22 protein-coding genes are annotated in these 16,419 nt (G+C 41.9%); 7 read left to right on the forward strand and 15 right to left on the reverse strand.

Features of this window, described 5'->3' with window-relative positions; genetic code table 11:
- Positions 1-47 precede the first annotated feature (47 nt).
- From M1K46_RS15375 to M1K46_RS15385, 3 genes are read right to left on the reverse strand one after another with little or no spacing between them, the layout of a single operon-like run.
- Complete coding sequence (locus M1K46_RS15375; RefSeq protein ID WP_256226662.1) at positions 48-809, reverse strand: EcsC family protein; 762 nt, start codon at positions 807-809, stop codon at positions 48-50.
- A gap of 46 nt (positions 810-855) precedes the next feature.
- Positions 856-2,073 carry an ABC transporter permease gene (locus tag M1K46_RS15380; RefSeq protein ID WP_256226663.1) on the reverse strand — a complete coding sequence of 406 codons (1,218 nt, stop codon included), beginning with the start codon at positions 2,071-2,073 and terminating at the stop codon, positions 856-858.
- Entirely contained in the window at positions 2,070-2,813 is a 744-nt protein-coding gene (locus tag M1K46_RS15385; protein WP_062236648.1) for an ABC transporter ATP-binding protein, read from the reverse strand. The genes M1K46_RS15380 and M1K46_RS15385 overlap by 4 nt, the downstream gene beginning before the upstream one ends.
- A gap of 550 nt (positions 2,814-3,363) precedes the next feature.
- Between M1K46_RS15385 and M1K46_RS15390 the strand changes: the two genes are divergently transcribed.
- From M1K46_RS15390 to M1K46_RS15400, 3 genes are all read left to right on the forward strand, one after another.
- Positions 3,364-3,792, forward strand: coding sequence for an HIT family protein (locus tag M1K46_RS15390; protein ID WP_062236651.1), 429 nt, complete (start codon positions 3,364-3,366; stop codon positions 3,790-3,792).
- Positions 3,793-4,041: 249 nt separating this feature from the next.
- Complete coding sequence (gene serC, locus M1K46_RS15395; RefSeq protein WP_256226665.1) at positions 4,042-5,127, forward strand: 3-phosphoserine/phosphohydroxythreonine transaminase; 1,086 nt, start codon at positions 4,042-4,044, stop codon at positions 5,125-5,127.
- A 118-nt stretch (positions 5,128-5,245) separates the two neighbouring features.
- On the forward strand, positions 5,246-5,776 hold the full coding sequence (locus M1K46_RS15400) for a tryptophan transporter (RefSeq protein ID WP_053355549.1): 531 nt from the start codon (positions 5,246-5,248) through the stop codon (positions 5,774-5,776).
- Positions 5,777-5,814: 38 nt separating this feature from the next.
- Here M1K46_RS15400 and M1K46_RS15405 read toward each other — a convergent pair whose 3' ends face one another.
- A complete protein-coding gene (locus M1K46_RS15405; RefSeq protein ID WP_256226666.1) occupies positions 5,815-6,231 on the reverse strand; it encodes a YkvA family protein in 417 nt (138 codons plus the stop codon).
- A gap of 98 nt (positions 6,232-6,329) precedes the next feature.
- Positions 6,330-6,524, reverse strand: a complete 195-nt coding sequence (locus M1K46_RS15410; RefSeq protein ID WP_053355551.1) for a hypothetical protein — start codon at positions 6,522-6,524, stop codon at positions 6,330-6,332.
- 152 nt (positions 6,525-6,676) lie between these two features.
- Between M1K46_RS15410 and M1K46_RS15415 the strand changes: the two genes are divergently transcribed.
- Together M1K46_RS15415 and M1K46_RS15420 are read left to right on the forward strand one after the other, a co-directional pair.
- Positions 6,677-7,033 (forward strand): YtxH domain-containing protein, encoded by a 357-nt coding sequence (locus M1K46_RS15415; protein ID WP_053355552.1) that lies wholly within the window; start codon positions 6,677-6,679, stop codon positions 7,031-7,033.
- Positions 7,034-7,245: 212 nt separating this feature from the next.
- Positions 7,246-7,830, forward strand: coding sequence for an HTH-type transcriptional regulator Hpr (locus M1K46_RS15420; protein ID WP_053355553.1), 585 nt, complete (start codon positions 7,246-7,248; stop codon positions 7,828-7,830).
- Here M1K46_RS15420 and M1K46_RS15425 read toward each other — a convergent pair.
- The gene (locus tag M1K46_RS15425) at positions 7,821-8,162 is read right to left on the reverse strand and encodes a DUF1878 family protein (protein ID WP_256226667.1); all 342 of its coding nucleotides are present in this window, start codon (positions 8,160-8,162) and stop codon (positions 7,821-7,823) included. The two genes, M1K46_RS15420 and M1K46_RS15425, sit on opposite strands and share 10 nt — an antisense overlap.
- Positions 8,163-8,266: 104 nt before the next feature.
- The gene (locus M1K46_RS15430) at positions 8,267-8,836 is read right to left on the reverse strand and encodes a YpmS family protein (protein WP_256226668.1); all 570 of its coding nucleotides are present in this window, start codon (positions 8,834-8,836) and stop codon (positions 8,267-8,269) included.
- 89 nt (positions 8,837-8,925) lie between these two features.
- Here M1K46_RS15430 and M1K46_RS15435 point away from each other — a divergent pair, with 89 nt between their 5' ends.
- On the forward strand, positions 8,926-9,111 hold the full coding sequence (locus M1K46_RS15435; RefSeq protein ID WP_053355556.1) for a hypothetical protein: 186 nt from the start codon (positions 8,926-8,928) through the stop codon (positions 9,109-9,111).
- A 65-nt stretch (positions 9,112-9,176) separates the two neighbouring features.
- Here M1K46_RS15435 and M1K46_RS15440 read toward each other — a convergent pair whose 3' ends face one another.
- The 3 genes from M1K46_RS15440 to M1K46_RS15450 form a co-directional block, all read right to left on the reverse strand.
- A complete protein-coding gene (locus M1K46_RS15440) occupies positions 9,177-9,260 on the reverse strand; it encodes a YjcZ family sporulation protein (RefSeq protein ID WP_082316023.1) in 84 nt (27 codons plus the stop codon).
- 54 nt (positions 9,261-9,314) lie between these two features.
- Positions 9,315-9,410 carry a YjcZ family sporulation protein gene (locus M1K46_RS15445; RefSeq protein ID WP_082316024.1) on the reverse strand — a complete coding sequence of 32 codons (96 nt, stop codon included), beginning with the start codon at positions 9,408-9,410 and terminating at the stop codon, positions 9,315-9,317.
- Positions 9,411-9,521: 111 nt separating this feature from the next.
- On the reverse strand, positions 9,522-9,620 hold the full coding sequence (locus tag M1K46_RS15450) for a YjcZ family sporulation protein (RefSeq protein WP_082316025.1): 99 nt from the start codon (positions 9,618-9,620) through the stop codon (positions 9,522-9,524).
- A 211-nt stretch (positions 9,621-9,831) separates the two neighbouring features.
- Between M1K46_RS15450 and M1K46_RS15455 the strand changes: the two genes are divergently transcribed.
- On the forward strand, positions 9,832-10,713 hold the full coding sequence (locus tag M1K46_RS15455) for a peptidylprolyl isomerase (RefSeq protein ID WP_053355558.1): 882 nt from the start codon (positions 9,832-9,834) through the stop codon (positions 10,711-10,713).
- Between the two features lie 654 nt (positions 10,714-11,367).
- Here the strand turns inward: M1K46_RS15455 and M1K46_RS15460 are convergent.
- The 5 genes from M1K46_RS15460 to M1K46_RS15480 form a co-directional block, all read right to left on the reverse strand.
- Positions 11,368-11,628, reverse strand: coding sequence for a sporulation YhaL family protein (locus M1K46_RS15460; protein WP_082316026.1), 261 nt, complete (start codon positions 11,626-11,628; stop codon positions 11,368-11,370).
- 82 nt (positions 11,629-11,710) lie between these two features.
- Positions 11,711-13,021 carry an MDR family MFS transporter gene (locus M1K46_RS15465; RefSeq protein ID WP_256226669.1) on the reverse strand — a complete coding sequence of 437 codons (1,311 nt, stop codon included), beginning with the start codon at positions 13,019-13,021 and terminating at the stop codon, positions 11,711-11,713.
- 380 nt (positions 13,022-13,401) lie between these two features.
- Positions 13,402-14,361, reverse strand: coding sequence for a 3'-5' exoribonuclease YhaM (gene yhaM, locus M1K46_RS15470; protein WP_256226671.1), 960 nt, complete (start codon positions 14,359-14,361; stop codon positions 13,402-13,404).
- Positions 14,362-14,397: 36 nt separating this feature from the next.
- Positions 14,398-15,750 carry a sensor histidine kinase gene (locus tag M1K46_RS15475; protein ID WP_256226672.1) on the reverse strand — a complete coding sequence of 451 codons (1,353 nt, stop codon included), beginning with the start codon at positions 15,748-15,750 and terminating at the stop codon, positions 14,398-14,400.
- Positions 15,747-16,418, reverse strand: a complete 672-nt coding sequence (locus M1K46_RS15480; RefSeq protein WP_053355562.1) for a response regulator transcription factor — start codon at positions 16,416-16,418, stop codon at positions 15,747-15,749. Before M1K46_RS15480 ends, M1K46_RS15475 begins: the two co-directional genes overlap by 4 nt.
- Position 16,419: the final 1 nt, after the last annotated feature.

Here is a 16,419-nt window from a genome sequence, read left to right on the forward strand (position 1 = left end):
AAAGCTGCCCCCGGATAAACCAATTGGTTTATCGGGGGCAGCTTTTTTTATGGCTCTTTCAGCCAGCCTTTTTCCTTTAATTGATCGATTGTCCTCAGCCGGAAACAATTCTTCGCGGTTTTTCCAAGTTCATCCAAAAAGCGATAGTTCGCATAAGCACCCACTACTGCTCCAAAACCGGGGATCATCTGCAGCATCTTTACTAGATCGATACGATCTCTGTAATCCTGCTGCAAAGATTGCCAATCAATATTCTGCAAAGATTGCTGTTCAGACGGAAAATCTGCAATAGTCCGTTCCCAGTTCAGGATTTTCTCAAAGAGTTCTTTTCTCTTAAACGGGCTTGAGTAAGAAAGCTGAAAGATATACAAAATATACAGGCGTTCACGATAATCTTTAACATCGTATCCATAGACTCCAGCCACATCGAACAGAAACTTCATTTTAATTCCTAATAAGATTGGAAAATCCGCAAGGCCCAGCAAAAATCCCCCCGCCCCTGTTCCCGCCCCCTCAACTGCAGCTGTCCGGCGGTAAGCGGTGATTAACGAATCTGCCGCTTGATCACTTTCCCTGAGGGCAAGAGGAGCATGCGGCTGCTTTTTCGAGGTATATTCTGAACCAATCAGTGTGCCATGCACCATGCTTTTGATGCTTTTCGTGATCACCTGATGAACCTTTTCGGGCAGAAGATCATTTATGCGGGTTTGCAGTTTTTTAGCTGATCGGTCCCAGAGAGAGGGATTTTTGTTGAACTCTTTTTCCCAACTGTTCAGTTCAGCCAGAATTTGTGTTTCATACTTTCCCATACAGCTTCCCCTCAATCCTTCCCAGCCTTGCTTGGTTGTATTACTACTACATTACTCGCAACAGCTGTTTTTTAGTATAGTAAGAGGTAAACAGCCAGACAAAGATAACTGCAGCCACTCCTGATACAGCTCCAATCATCCAAGTCCCTCCCGTCAGCAGCAGAAAGGCAATATAAAGGACGGCCTGGATGGTTAAAAGGATACGAAGCCATTTTTGAAAAGCCTGAAAACGCCATTGGTGTTTGACAGGATACAGCTCGAACCATACGTTTCCCCTGTGGTGACCGTAAAGCGGCAGCAATTGTACGCCTGTTGCATGCATAAATAACAAGACGAGTAAAGGATGCCACCACCCGGACGGGATCCAGAAAAGGAAAAGAACGCCGATGATGATCAGTCTAATGTAGATTCCATAATAATCATTGGATCGAAAAAACGTCTTGCGGTATAAACCGTCAAACGTATGTCTCTGTTTATAGGCCACTTTGGAAAGCGGTGACAGCCACTTTCTCGGCTTTACTTTTTGAGACAGCTGAGGGACGTCTGTGAACAAGTTGGCAATCCGATAAAGCTTCATCATCATGCCATTTTCCACTTCAAGCAAATGCTCCCACTTGTAGCCGTGCACTTTCTTGATGTAACCAAACACAAAATTGGATAAAACGTACATAATGGCAAGAATAGCGAGGATAAACACATAAGCCTTCTGAAAAAGAAGATACAGGTACACTGCATTAACAGCCAAACGGATGGCCATATAGTTCCTCCTGCTGCGGTCAAAGGGCAGCCGCTGTTCTTCCCATGAGGTTTTGACGTTCCATATTTTTGCTGACAGCAACAGAATTAAGGTCAGCAACATCTCAAACAGCCTTCCGGTAATGAACTTTGAAAACAGCGGCCCGAATGCGAGAAACACAACGACGATCACGAAGCATTGAATGATGATCGTATAGCGCAAGGAATGCCTGAAATATTCTTTCATTCTCGATTCGACAGGCAGGAGAAACACGATGTCGCCTTTTTTCAAAAACGTCCGTACTGGGCTTTTTGTCAGCAAATAGGCAAACACCGCTACAAGCAGCCAGGACGCTGGAAAGTTTTCAGGCAGCTGTTTAAGGATCCTGGCATAATAGAAGCTTCCCATCACAAACAAAATGTAAAGCGAGAGCATGAACCCGCTGTTTCCAATCAATCTGAAGTAGCGGAGCGCTATTGCAAAATACTGGTCCTTCCTGCTCTCCCATATCTTTGTGAAATCCATCATGGCCTGTTTCCTCTGCTGGTATAAATATAGATCTCATCGAGCGTAGCCTGAGGATTTCCGACCTGATTTTTCAATTCCGCTAACGTCCCTTCCAAAGCGATCTTGCCTTCATGCAGGATGATGAAACGATCGCAGTACCGTTCCGCCGTTGCCAGGATATGTGTTGACATCAGGATGCCTGCTCCGTTATTTTTAAACCTTTCCATCAGTTCCAGAAATGAATGAATGCCGAGCGGATCCAGTCCGACGAATGGTTCGTCAACGATGTAGAGTTCAGGCTCTACCAGGAAAGCGCACAAAATCATGACTTTCTGCCGCATACCTTTTGAAAAATGTCCAGGAAACCATTTGATTTTATTTTCCATGTTAAATTCCGTAAGCAGGGGCCTTACTCTTGTTAAAAACGTCTGCTCCTCCAGGCCATAAGCCATGGCAGTCATCTCGAGGTGTTCCCAAAGAGTAAGCTCTTCGTACAGGATGGGTGTCTCTGGTATGTATGATAACTGTCCACGATATTCCTCCGGTTCCTCCTGAAAGGTCTTCCCATTAATTCTGGAGGTACCTTTATTCGGCTCCATAAGACCTAAAACATGCTTGATGGTCGTACTTTTACCCGCTCCGTTCAAACCGATCAGCCCTACGATTTCATTGGCATGCACATTAAAGGAAACATCATGCAGCACAGGCCTGTCAGGTGAATAGCCTCCTGTTAATCCGTTGACTTCAAGAATTTTTTTCATGTTCGACCCCTTCTTTCCCAGCTTCTCCTCTATTTTACCGAGATTGTCCATTTTATATGAAAAACCGCACCGCGAACCACGTTTTAAAAAAGCTGTCCTTCGTTTCAGGAACAGCTGCGACACCTCTAATTTGTTATCAATTCCGCCTTTATTTCATCTTCATCATACTATGTTTCTTTTTTGTTTTCCAACGGCTGCATTTTTTATGGATAAACTTCTTGATTCTTGGCAAACCTATATTTGAAGAAGGCATCCCCCCTTCTTCGAGGGAGATTTTAGGTGCTATATAACGATTTGAACAACCAAATTCAGGGAGATGATTCTCTTGGAAAGATTATTGCTTACCTAAGCTTTTAATCCAACAGAATGAGGTGTTCGCAAAAAAATCGAAATGTATGTTTCCAGGTTCTCCTTTCTTCTCTAACCTCTATAAGGAAGAGGGCTCTACAAACGTAGGGTCCTCTTTCTTTGTTTAAATTTCTAAATGTTCCAATAACATATTGTCCGCACTTATGCTAAAATGAGAAAAAACATTTTCAGAGGTGATGAAATGAACCATGACGAGCATTGTATTTTTTGTAAAATCGTGAAGGGCGAAATACCAGCCTATAAAGTATATGAAGACGAAAACGTGCTGGCCTTTCTCGATATCAGCCAAGTCACAAAAGGGCATACTCTCGTAATCCCAAAGGAACATTACAAAGATATTTATGCCCTGCCTGCTGAAGCAGCAGGAAAACTGTTCGCAGCTGTTCCGGCCGTTGCCGAAGCGATTAAAGAGTCATTTGATCCCATCGGTCTTAATGTACTGAATAATAACGGAGAACCTGCAGGACAATCCGTTTTTCATTACCATGTACATATCATTCCCCGCTACGGCAAAGGAGATGGCTTTGGAGCGGTGTGGGAAACCCATGATTACTCACAGGAAGAGTTCAGTGAGATTTCCAGCTCGATCGCTTCCCATCTTTCTTCATAACATTTGTATATCTGCTGCCTGAATCAAGGCAGTTTTTTATTTTATAAGCTCTGTTAGTCCATGTTGTTGATTTTTGGTGGGGTGTGATTGAACCGCCAGCTATCACCCCTTTTAAGTGGAGAAAAAGACTTGAGGGCCTCTTTTAAGCATCAGTATGCGATGTCCAATATGATTGAAATCAACAATCTGCTTTAACAAAGCCTTTTAATAAAGCATTGAAACCACTAAATAAGGGGAGGAATTGTATTCATGAAACAGGTATATAATTTTAACGCAGGACCTGCCGCTTTACCCCGGCAGGTATTGGAAAAAGCAAAAGAAGAATTTTTGGATTTCCAGGACACGGGGATCAGCATTATGGAACACAGCCATCGCGGAAAACACTATGAGGAAGTTCATGAAGAAGCAAAAAACCTTTTAAAAGAACTGCTTTCTATACCCGATCAGTATGAAGTTCTATTCTTGCAGGGCGGTGCGAGCCTGCAATTTGCGATGATACCCATGAATTTTATGAAGCCCGGCGAACAGTCCGGCTATATCTTAACCGGTTCCTGGTCTGAAAAAGCGTTAAAAGAGGCCGATAAATTTGGAGATGTAAAAGAGATCGTATCAGGAAAAGCTTCCAACTATGCCTCTATTCCTGATCTTCCTTCTTTTTCTCCTGAAGAATATTCGTATGTTCATTTAACATCCAACAATACCATCTATGGTACACAATGGGCTTCATTCGACGGGATTGACCACCCTTTTTTGATCGCTGATATGTCCAGTGATATTTTAAGCAGAAGGATTCCAGTAGATAAGTTCAGCCTAATTTATGCAGGAGCTCAAAAAAACCTGGGCCCTGCCGGTGTGACGGTTGTAATTTTTCGAAAAGATGCAGCCGAACGGGCAAATGAAGGGCTTCCGGCCATTCTTTCGTATGAGACACACATTAAAAACCGTTCGCTCTATAACACCCCTCCTACCTTTTCCATCTATCTCCTGAAACTCGTTCTTGAATGGGCGAAAAATCTGGGCGGTCTGGAGGAACTCGAAAAAAGAAACCAGGAAAAAGCGCAGCTCATCTATGAAGCCATTGATCAAAGCAGCGGCTTTTATTCAGGACATGCTGCCAGGGACAGCCGATCATTGATGAATATTACGTTCACCTTAAAAAATGAAGAGTTGACGAAGCAGTTTTTAAAAGAAGCACATGAACAAGGATTTTACGGGCTGGCCGGACACCGGTCCATCGGCGGATGCAGAGCCTCAGCCTATAATGCAGTTCCTCTTGAGGCCTGTCAGGCACTTAGGGATTTCATGGGAAATTTCCAGAAAAAACATGATAAATAGTCTTTATTTACTGTTCAAAACGCTCCAGATTTGTTATTATAGGTGATAACTTCTTTGCATAGGGCAAAAGTGCACCTATGAAAGATGAATTAAGAGTTGAGTTGAGGAGAGATGAGTAATGAAAACTAAATCATTAGCACTAACAGGTGTTTTATTAGCATTGGGGTATGTTCTTCATGCCATTATGCCGCCCTTCTTTTTAGGGATGAGGCCTGATATGATGCTTACTATGCTATTTCTAACGATTATCATGTTCCCGTCGCTTTCTAACGTCATTGTAGCTGCGCTGGCAACAGGAGTCATTACAGCCATAACAACAACTTTCCCGGGCGGGCAGATCGCCAACCTGGTCGATAAACCAATAACCGCACTCGTTTTTTTAGGACTTTTCCTACTCGTTTCGCGCTTTAAACTAAATGCATTAACAGCTGCGATATTAACTTTCGCTGGAACGATTGTGAGCGGATCGATTTTCCTCGGTACAGCTCTTCTCGTTGCCGGCCTGCCTGGTACGTTTTTGTCCATCTTCCTGGCGGTCGTATTGCCGACAGCTGCCGTAAACTGTGTCGTCATGTTCGTCTTGTATCCGGTAGCACACAGCATCAGAAAGCGTTCAATGCCCCCGCAATCGAAAGAGGCACAAGTATAATTCATTTTAATAAGCCATAAAAAAAGCCGGTACCTGATTTAAGGTGCCGGCTTTATGGTTTGCTCTTCTTCTTCCCATTCCATGTAATGATCGATTTCTTTTTTGATCGTTTTATATAAAAAAGCCAAAACAGCAGCATCATCCAATAGGCCAATGCCTACCAAAAAGTCTGGAACAGCATCGATTGGACTGACAAAATAAAGCAGGGCCGCAACAATAAGTATCATCGATTTTTTTGATACATGCCGGTATGAGCCATCACGATAATGCTTCACCAGCCTAATTAACGCTTTCACCTGAGAAGTCAGTTCCCGCAAGCTGCTGTTGTTTTGTGCAGATTCTGTTTTTTTCTCGGCATTGGTGATCAGTTCACCTGTTTGATGATCATCATCCAGAATAACAGAGGCCTTGCTTTTCATTCTGTTAAAATAATTACCGATGGTGTGACGTTCCATAATACCCTCCTCCTGACTTGTTGTTATTATACCTTTATCTATTATATTTCTAACATAAAAAAGCAGATTCAAAAAGAATCAGCTTTCCCTATTTTTCGTTATTTTGTGACAAAAGTGAGCAAACAGACAACTAGCCCCGTAATCCCGATCAAGCCGAAAACGACAGCGGTTTTTCTCTTTTTTTTGATGGAAGTGTTACGAAAGGAATACTGGCGGGTAGTGTTTAAGGAGTACATCATGCGCATAATTAAAAGCAGTCCTGCAATCAGCAATATTATGGTTTTCCAATTCATTGTCCATCCCCCCATTTTATAAATATGCAGGTGCCTGTCCAATCATGCCGAAAATCATCGTTAAATATTTATGTTTTCGGGAAATTTCTCAATAGGAATTCTTCTGATCCACCAAGAATGTAATACTAACTATAATAGAGGAGGAATTATTTATGTCTAAAGCAAAATCTTTACTTTACGGCTTCGCCATCGGAACAATCGTTACAGGTGCAACTACCCTGCTGTCTGCGCCTAAGTCAGGCAAGGATGTCAGACAGGACATTAAAGACAGTGCGAATAAGTTAAAGAACTCTGTCTCCCAAATGAAACGTGAGAGTATTACTCTTAAAGAAAAAATTATGTTTGTTTCCAAAGAAGGAAAGGACGCGTTCAAACAGGCTTCTGCTGACTTAAAGAAGGATATTGATCATTGGAAGGAAGATGTTCAGCCCAACATGGAAAGTATTCAGGAGAACGTAAAAGAGATCCAGGACACGCTTGAGGAAAGCAAAGCTACCCTGGCTAAATAATCACTGTACAATTGGGGATCTCCCTTGAACGGGGAGATTTCTTTTATTATTTAACTATTATGATCTTCCATATCTTATCATACTTAAGTTTCATGCCTTTATTACCAATTTTTCTTTTAGTTTTGAAAAATTTTACTTTCTTATTATAGAAAATACTGGCATAATGAGGGGTAGATTGATGTTCTTATATGTAGTAATGGAGGGCATTTAGTATGGAAAAGGACAATTTGTACAGTGTAAAGGAAGCGATGATTTTCAGTCATAAATTCGCGCAGATCAGCAAAGCATTATGGAAGAGTGTGGAAAAAGACTGGCAGAATTGGATTAAGGATTACGGATTAAACATCAACGAACATCACATTTTATGGATTGCACATCAATTGGAAGGAGCCAGCATTTCCGATATTGCAAAATTCGGAGTCATGCATGTGTCGACTGCTTTTAACTTTTCGAAAAAGCTGGAGGAACAAGGCTACCTTTCATTTTCCAAAAAAGAAAATGACAAGCGCAATACATACATTCAATTGACGGATAAGGGTGAAGAGCTTCTCCTAAAAACAATGGAAACCTATGATCCGTCAAGCTTCGGTGTCTTTTCATCCGCTTTACCGATCAAGGAACTCTTCGGAAAGTTCCCTGACTTCCCTGAGATCATGTGCATGATCCGAAACCTCTACGGTGAGGACTTCATGACGATCTTTAACAAACTTGAGTTGAAAGTTGAAGAAAGCTTGGAGGAAAAGCCCCCAAGCAATGTCATACCAATGACTCCTGAGCTGGCAGGCATTCACTCGTAATGCCGTGCCAAATCATACAGCTTATCCATAAGTTCAGGATAGACGCCTTGGGTACGAAGAGCTTGAACGGTTTCTCTTGGCTTCAGCTTTGGATTCAGCATTCCTGCAAAATGGAGAAGAAGAGGAAGGTATTGCACATAACCACTCTCCGTCTGGACCTCAAAACGTCTTTGGAGTTCATCGCACAATGAAAGGACATCTCCCACCTCGTCTTCGCTCAGGTGTTTTTCCATCACCAGCGTATAGAAGGGATATGTCCTTAAATTAATCGATTGTACAGTAAGCCGGTTATAATATTCCAGCCGTTCAACACGTTCTTCAATCGTTTCCATCTTCATCCTGCTTTCTTATAGTCGATCTTTAGTTTCTATTGTATAGTAAAGCCGCCTTTTTTGTAAGGCGGCTTTCTTCTTATCTTCTAAAATTCTCCATCTGTTTATTTTCCAAACACTTCTATCGAAATATTATTATGCGGCAGATCGACCTCTTTGGCCTTTACCTTAATGTGCTTCTTTATGTTCATCTTGGTCAGCTGCACGTGAATCATTTCTTCCTGCGGGTAAACCTTCACCCATCTGGGGAGGTCTCCACTGTTTGAAACAAGATTAAGCACCTGCTCGCCCGGCAGATTCAAACGTCCGACCTGTACATTTTTTTCATGCAGAGCCAGATCTCCATTCGGAAGAACTTCTGGCGCCATCGACATCTGGTATACTACTTCTCTTCCAAAAACGTCTATCCGCCCGAACAGTTTCATCTGATTCGTAAGCTTTACCTTTAGGTCCAGGTTTTTTTGTTCCTCAATTTGTTTGTTCATTAGAAACGCAGCCTGTTCTTTCCCCGTATGTATAGTGAATAGTTTCTTCCCCGCCAGTGATCCACCGGTTTGTTCAGCTTTATCAAAGTCCTTTTCTCCTCCTGAAAAAATCAACGAAGCAATGACAATGATAACGATGACGATAACGGCAGCCAGAGCAAAGAAGCTCCATTTCCATTTGTTTTTCATTTTCGTCCTCCAATAGTTGCATTTTTCTATTCTTATTCCCCAACTTTTGTTAAAGTAAGAATGGTAGCTTTTTATGGAGGTATTGTAACATGCCAGATGTGATATTTGTAATTCTTGCCCCTGTTTTTTTATTTGTTTTTAATACCCTCACCAATGAACTCTGTTCACGTAAATCCATTCCTGCTGAAACACAGCCCAATGTGTTCCGTACCATAAATGTTCTGATTACCATTCTTTTAATCAGTGCTTATGTAGAAAACATCTTTACATACTAATGAGGCATCCCTATGCTTCTACGAAAACAAAAGGGATGGCAGATGCCACCCCTCTCTAGTTTTCGTCAACAGAAACAAATGCATCCGATAATAATGAGTAGGATTATCAATACAACAATCAGCTCAAAGCCGCCAGAAAAACCGTTCATTGAAATACCTCCTCCGGCAGAAAAAGCCGGTTTACTACCGATTATGAGGAGTGATTAACACCATCCTCCCCAACATACACATCCGACGATGATCAACAGAATAAACAACACAACGATTAACGCAAAGCCTCTTCCATGTGTAGAACCCATGATGCCACCTCCTTTATTTCTTACGCTATCCTATGCAGCCCACCTATTGCTCGCATAGGCGAATGCCTGTAAATCGAAATAAATTTTAAACTTTTGCCTACGTCCTTGTCCTTACCACGTGAAGCAAGTACAGCCAATTATTATTAATAAAATGAAAAGAATGATCAGAATTAAAAAGCTATGTCCGAAACCAGCACCGCATCCCATCATCTATCTCCTCCTTTTTTCTTCTCCACATCATATAGTGATATGTCTTGGTTTGATTAGGCGAATGTCCCGGTTTATAAAAATTTCCTTGCTCAATTAAACAGTAAATTCGTGTAATTTTTCTCATAATTCCGAGTATGAATAGGATTTTATCCAATGTTTATGCTATAGTAGATACTGTGAAAATATTACTCGAACAGTGGGAGTGTGTCAGATGAAAAAATGGTTATTATCCCTTGGACTTGCTGCGGGAGTGTTGTCGCTGTCAGCGTGCAACTCCGGTGCAGGATCAGAGAAGGTTGTGGAATCCAAAGCTGGAGACATCACCAAGGATGAATTCTACAATGAGCTTAAAGCACAGTACGGAGATCAAGTTCTTAAGCAAATGGTAGATAATAAACTTCTCGAAAAAGAGTACAAGGTTACCGATAAAGAGATTGACAACGAGATCGCTAAAATCAAAAAACAGCTTGGCAGTGAAGACCAGTTCAAGCAAGCCCTTCAACAAAACGGCATTAAAAACGAAAAAGATTTACGAAAACTCGTTAAGACACAGCTTCTAAATAAAAAGGCAGCAACTGATGGTGTCAAAGTTACCGATGCTGAAATGAAAAAAGTATTTAACGAAAAATATAAAGAAGAAGTAAAAGCAAGCCACATCCTGGTGGATGATGCTAAAACAGCAAAAGAAGTAAAAGCGAAACTTGATAAAGGTGAAGACTTTGCCAAACTTGCTGAAAAGTATTCCAAAGACCCTGGTTCTAAATCAAAAGGCGGAGACCTTGGCTACTTCGGTAAAGGCCAAATGGTTCCTGAATTTGATAAAGTGGCATTCAAGCTTAAACCTGGACAAGTCAGCGACCCTGTAAAATCTCAATTCGGCTACCACATCATTAAAGTCGTAGACAAGAAATCCAACAAGTTTGAAGACAAGAAGAAACAAATCAGCGAAGAACTGAAACAGCAAAAAGCGAAACCAACAGACCAAGTCATCACTAAGCTTCAGAAAAAAGCTGACATCAAGATCAAAGATAAAGATCTAAAAGACGCACTAAAAAAACAAGACACTCAAATGCCAGCACAGCCACAGCAATAATGAAAGGCTGAAACGCTTTGCTCAGAGCCCCGTTGAACTGGAGCTCCTGAAATTCAACACGTTTTTTGTGTTGGGTTGAGGGAGTGAAGTTGGCGGGGCTCTAAGCGTTGAAGTTGGATCGATGAAAAGCTGAAGGACCCGTTCAAAGCCGATAGACGGTGGAACTCTTACACAGCAACAAAAAGAGGATGATTCCCGCAGGGATCATCCTCTTTTTTTATATGGGTTGGAATAAATGAATGGGTCGAAATTTATCGAATTGTGTTAATATAAACTGTTCGATAATAAAATAGAGTGTTTCGATTATAAAATAGTTTTTTCGATAATAAAATTACCCGTTTCGATAATATACTTCTAATATCGATAATATATTCTTTTAGCACTCCTAAATAAATGATAAATCATAATTTCCAAGTTGAATAATCTCTAAATGTCTGCTCTGACCAGCTATATTTCAACTAAAAAGAGAAAAAATACATAGAACTGGCAGATTTTTAACGCTTTTTACACCGATTTACTCGTTTTTCAGCCTGGTTAAGTGTTTTTCCACATCTTCACTACTGTTTACCAACCTTTCCCGCCCGTAAAAACAAAAAACCGCCCAACAAGGTTTCATACACAGTACCTTGCCGGCCGGCTTGTTAAACATTTACCCTATTTACTTCTGCGTTCACGTTCTTCAGCGATTCGTTTCATGAATACTTCCCCTTCTTGTTCAATCACCTTCAGGTCGAGAAGCTTTTGTTCAGAACCTAAATTGTAGCTCCGGTATCCGCTGAAGATGATGCCTGCGACCACAAAGTATACCCAAAATGGCGTTAAATCAAAGAAATATTGAAGAGGAGCAACAAATTCTTTTAAAACAAAAGCAACAATGAGTAAGACTCCAAGTCCCAGGGCTACATATCCTTTCATTCCTATTCCTCCTAAAGACAAGCTTCGTATTCCCATCTTATGAAGCATGGAAGAAAGATATGTCATTTGATTATTGTTTTTTTTAACCTGCCGCGTTGGGAGCAACTGACTTTTGTTTTTCTGTCTCTCCCATTTTTCTATCATGCAGACGGAACATCACGTGATATAAGCCTGCACTGATTACGGTTAGAACGAACAGCATAAAGAACGTCCATTGAAAACCAATCCACATGGTAAGCGGAATTGCTAACGGTGCTAAGCTTCGCCCGATGGAGAAACGCAGTCCTGCTGCGGCAAAATATTGTCCGCGCATATGTTCCGGAGCCAACTTGGAGATAAAGCTCTCCTGAATGCCGACGACCATCAGCTCAGCAGCTGTAAAGACAGTAATAGCCAGGAAAAGGAACCAGATGACGGTCGTGTTGCCGTAAAGCAGCATACCTACTCCATATAAAAGAGAGGAAATGACAAAGATGTTTCCTTCTTTGTATTTGTTCATCCACTTTGACATAAAAACGGTAAACAGCGCGACCAATAAACCATTTGTTGATACGATGTAACCGAACGCTTTTTCACCTGAAAGCGATAGTGACCAGTCACCGAGATGAAGCAGCGTCTGTACAGGAACCTTTTCTGTCGTATACACCGCAATCAATAAATCAAGCTGCATAAAGGTCTGTGCGACGAGCACACCTGCCAGAATAAACAATAGGAAAAGTTTATCTTTTGCAATTACCCGGTAATCTCTCAACTGATCCCAGACGACCTCGGACCATTTTTTCGGCTCGCCGTTCTTGTCTTCTACAATCGGCTTCTTCTCCGGCACGGTTTCCCTGATAAACCTCTGCAGGACAAAAGTCAGGATAATGCCAACAATCGTACAGGCCAGCAGCAATTCAAACCGGTAGTCGAAAAAGAAGATGCTTCCCAATGCCGGTCCGAACACAACTGAAATGTTAATGCTCGTATAAAAGACAGCAAACACTTCACTGCGGTTCTTCTCAGGCACTACATCCGCGATCATTGCATGGCTTGCCGGCCAATACAAAGATCCGAACAAACCTAATGCCGTAAACGCCAAAAAAGTCAGCACAGGCGAATTCAGCCAAGGAGAATTGGCCAGTGCGAACAGAGCAAAGGAAACTGCCTGCCCTGCACCGGCAACCACCATCATTTTCTTTCTTCCGAATGTATCGGCACAATAACCGCCGACCAGGTTGGTTACGACTCCCACCAACTGGGAAGCGACCAGCAGCATACCGGCTTGTTCTTTTCCAAGTTCATCGGAAAAATAAATCGCCATATACGGGAAAAACATCCAAAACAGCAGATTAATTACAAACTCTCCCAAAAGCCGAACTTTAATATTTCTGTCCCAATCTTTCCACTTCATCCCTATCACTCTCTTTTCATATGTTTCAATCAAATAACAATCAACCGATCTCTTGAGCGCTTATAATTGGAAAGTGCTGAAATTGGGCATAAAAAAGCCTATAGCTGCGCATTCCACGTCAACTATAGGCTTCTATTACGTGCTGAAGGCTATAGCGTGACAAATGGGTCCATCGCTCAAGAGAAAAGGTCATAACTAAATAAATCACACTTGTACGCTATAACGTAAGGAAACAGAGCTCCTTCAGCCGTCCGGTACAACATTTGATTTAGTTAGTTATTTAGCAGACACCTTTTCTTGAACAATGGGTTTCATTTGTCATTGCCTCCATCTCATTTATCTCTCTCTCTAAATTTACCATATTCAAATTGTTACGACAATTACTTTTTTGCTAATTCTCTTTCAAAAAGCGGTTTGTAGAGGCTGCGGTTTTCCAGAGGGAAGATTTTTTCCGTGAATTCCCCTGGTTCCACCTTGACCAGCGCTCTGTCCATCATGTTGATTTTCGCATCGAAATTATCAATCATATGAAGGATCTCCGCTTCACGGATCATCGGTGCTTTCGGGCTTCCCCATTCTGGTTTGCTATGATGGCTTAACACGAGATGCTGAAGGACCGTAACTTCCTCTCCTTCAATTTCCAGTTCTTTTGCGATAATCCCGATCTCATTCACCATAATGGAAATGTGGCCGAGGAGCTTTCCTTCCAGCGTATAGTTGGCAGCCACAGGACCGGACAGTTCAATCACCTTGCCCAGGTCATGAAGGATGATGCCGGAATAAAGCAGATCAGTATTAAGCGAAGGATACAGGGTTGATATTCCCCTGGCCAGATCAAGCATGGACACGACATGGTAGGCAAGACCAGAAACGAATTCATGGTGATTTTTCACGGCTGCAGGGAACTTTAGGAAATCATCCTGATATTTCTTTAAAAGGTTCCTTGTAATTCTCTGGATGTTAGGATTTTGCATCTCAAAAATGTACTGTGTGATTTTCTCCATCATCACATCTTGTGTAAGCGGTGCTGTTTCTACAAAATCACTAATCTTCACGCCGTCAATCTCAGATGCCGGACGGATATGTTTGAGCTTGAGCTGCATCTTTCCTCTGTAGTTGCTCATATCACCGGTAACTTTGATCAAAGCCTGAGGAACATATTGCTGTTCGTCCTCCGGGGAGCAGTCCCATAGTTTTGCATCGATATCCCCTGTCTGGTCCTGCAGGATTAGGTTTAAAAAGGGTTTACCGTTGCTTGCTGTAGATTTTGTGGATGATTTTATCATTAAATAGGAGTCTACCACTTCTCCCACTTTATATTGAGCAAGACCTTTTTTCATTATGCCACCTCATATTTTATTTTATATTGTTTAAACTTATGTCTGCCTGTCCTTTGGAAGAATGACTTCGAATAGAATACCATCTTCAATATTGGTCACTTTGGGTATTCCGCCATGCAGCTCGGCAATTCGATTCACGATCGCTAATCCAAGACCGAACTGCCCTTTATTGCCTTTACGGAAAGGCAGGAAAAGATTTTCACGGTCCCGGTCTGAAAGCTGCTCTCCATCATTCCATACGCCAAGGGTGATGTTGTTTCCTTCTTCTTTTGCCGATAATATGATCTCAGATCGTGCATACCTCATCGCATTTTGGATAAAGTTCTCAAAAACGATTGTGATCTGCTCACGGTCACCCCAGAATAAAACTTCATCACCAATTATGGAAAGCTCAATATCATCCCGCTGAAAACGGAAACGGCTGATAATTTCTTCCGCAAGTACTCCAAAATAGATCATTTCCCACTGAAGGGTCTGTTGTTTCAGTGTATCAAGCTTTGTATAATACAGCATGTTTTTTACCCGGTTTTCCATCCGGTCGGCTTCACTTAAGATTACATCCATCATATCTTCAATGTTATTTTTCGGCATGATGCCGTCCTTGACCGACTGGGCATAACTCTTAATGGTCATGACCGGTGTTTTCAGTTCATGTGAAGCATGCTGGATAAACGTCTTTTGAGCAGTATCGTATCGGATCAGATTCCGGCGCATGGATTCAAACTGCTGCGAAAGCTTCTGGAATTCATCGTCTTCATGCCAGATGAAGGGCTCTTTCCAGTTTCGCTTGGCGATCTGTTCAAACCGTCTGCCCAATATCGTCAATGGAGCGCGAAGATAGCGGGCCATCCAAAGGGCCGGGATAACGGCAATCATCCCTGTGAAGAATAAGATCCAGAGAAGCCGTGTCCATAGCCGGTCCACCATCTGGTCACGGTACGTATCCCACATATAGGAAATTAAATAAAAGTCGCCATGTGAATCAGTTTCCAGTCTTTTAACGATGTAAAACAGCGTGGCATCGCCATACGTCAGTTCATACTTCTGCTGGTCAGACTTCTGCTTATAGGCATGTGAACCCATTTCAGCCAATACGCGATCGGGAATATAGTCTCCTTTTGTGCCAAGATAATCATTTTTAATGACCACATGTCCGACAGAACGGCCTAATTTTCTGCGCTCAATAAAATCAATCGATGTATCAGGCTGAGGAATCTCTTTATCCTGATCCATAAGTTTATCCTGTTCGATTTTGATAATCTTATAGGTTTCATCTGTCATCGTTTTTTTAATAGATAGCGGAAAGATAATAGCAAGAATAAGCCCTATGAGAAGAATTAAAAGGGCGAACGATATCCAGATTCTCTGTGTCAGGTTTAAACGGATCATGAGGTAACGATCCTATACCCGTTACCATAGACCGTTTCAAGATTTAAGCGCGGCATCTTCTTTCTTACCCGCCGGATGACATCATCAACCGCACGTTCAGATCCGAAGTAATCAGAGCCCCACACGTGAGCCAGGATCTCTTCCCTGGCTTTTGAGGTACCAAGATTTTCAATCAAATACAGCAAAACGTCCATTTCTTTTGACGTCAGATTGATCAGTTCCTCGTCAAAGGTAATCTTTCTCGCGACCGGATCAATGATATACCCCGTGATTTCTATTTTTTTAGGAACCATTGCTCCGCTTTCATATACCCGAATCAGAAGTTTTTTAGCACGTATGACAAGCTCCCTTGGCATAAATGGCTTTGCAAGATAATCATCACTGCCTAATTCCAGACCGACGATCCGGTCGAGGTCCTGATCCCTGGCTGAAATAAAAATAACCGGAGTATCGGAATGCTGTTTAATCTTTCGTAATACTTCATATCCGTCAATTCCAGGCAGCATAATGTCTAATATCCAAAGATGAGGGGTATCTTCTACGTTTTTCGCGGCCTCTTCGCCATTGTCAAAAACGGTCACGTTCCAGCCTTCCTGTTCCATATACGCTTTTAAAACCTGTGAAAGATTCTCTTCATCTTCCACCAGGTAAACATTATAGTCACTCATT

The organism is Fictibacillus sp. WQ 8-8, assembly GCF_024494405.1.
In the GTDB taxonomy this organism is placed as follows: Bacteria; Bacillota; Bacilli; order Bacillales; family Fictibacillaceae; genus Fictibacillus_C; species Fictibacillus_C marinisediminis.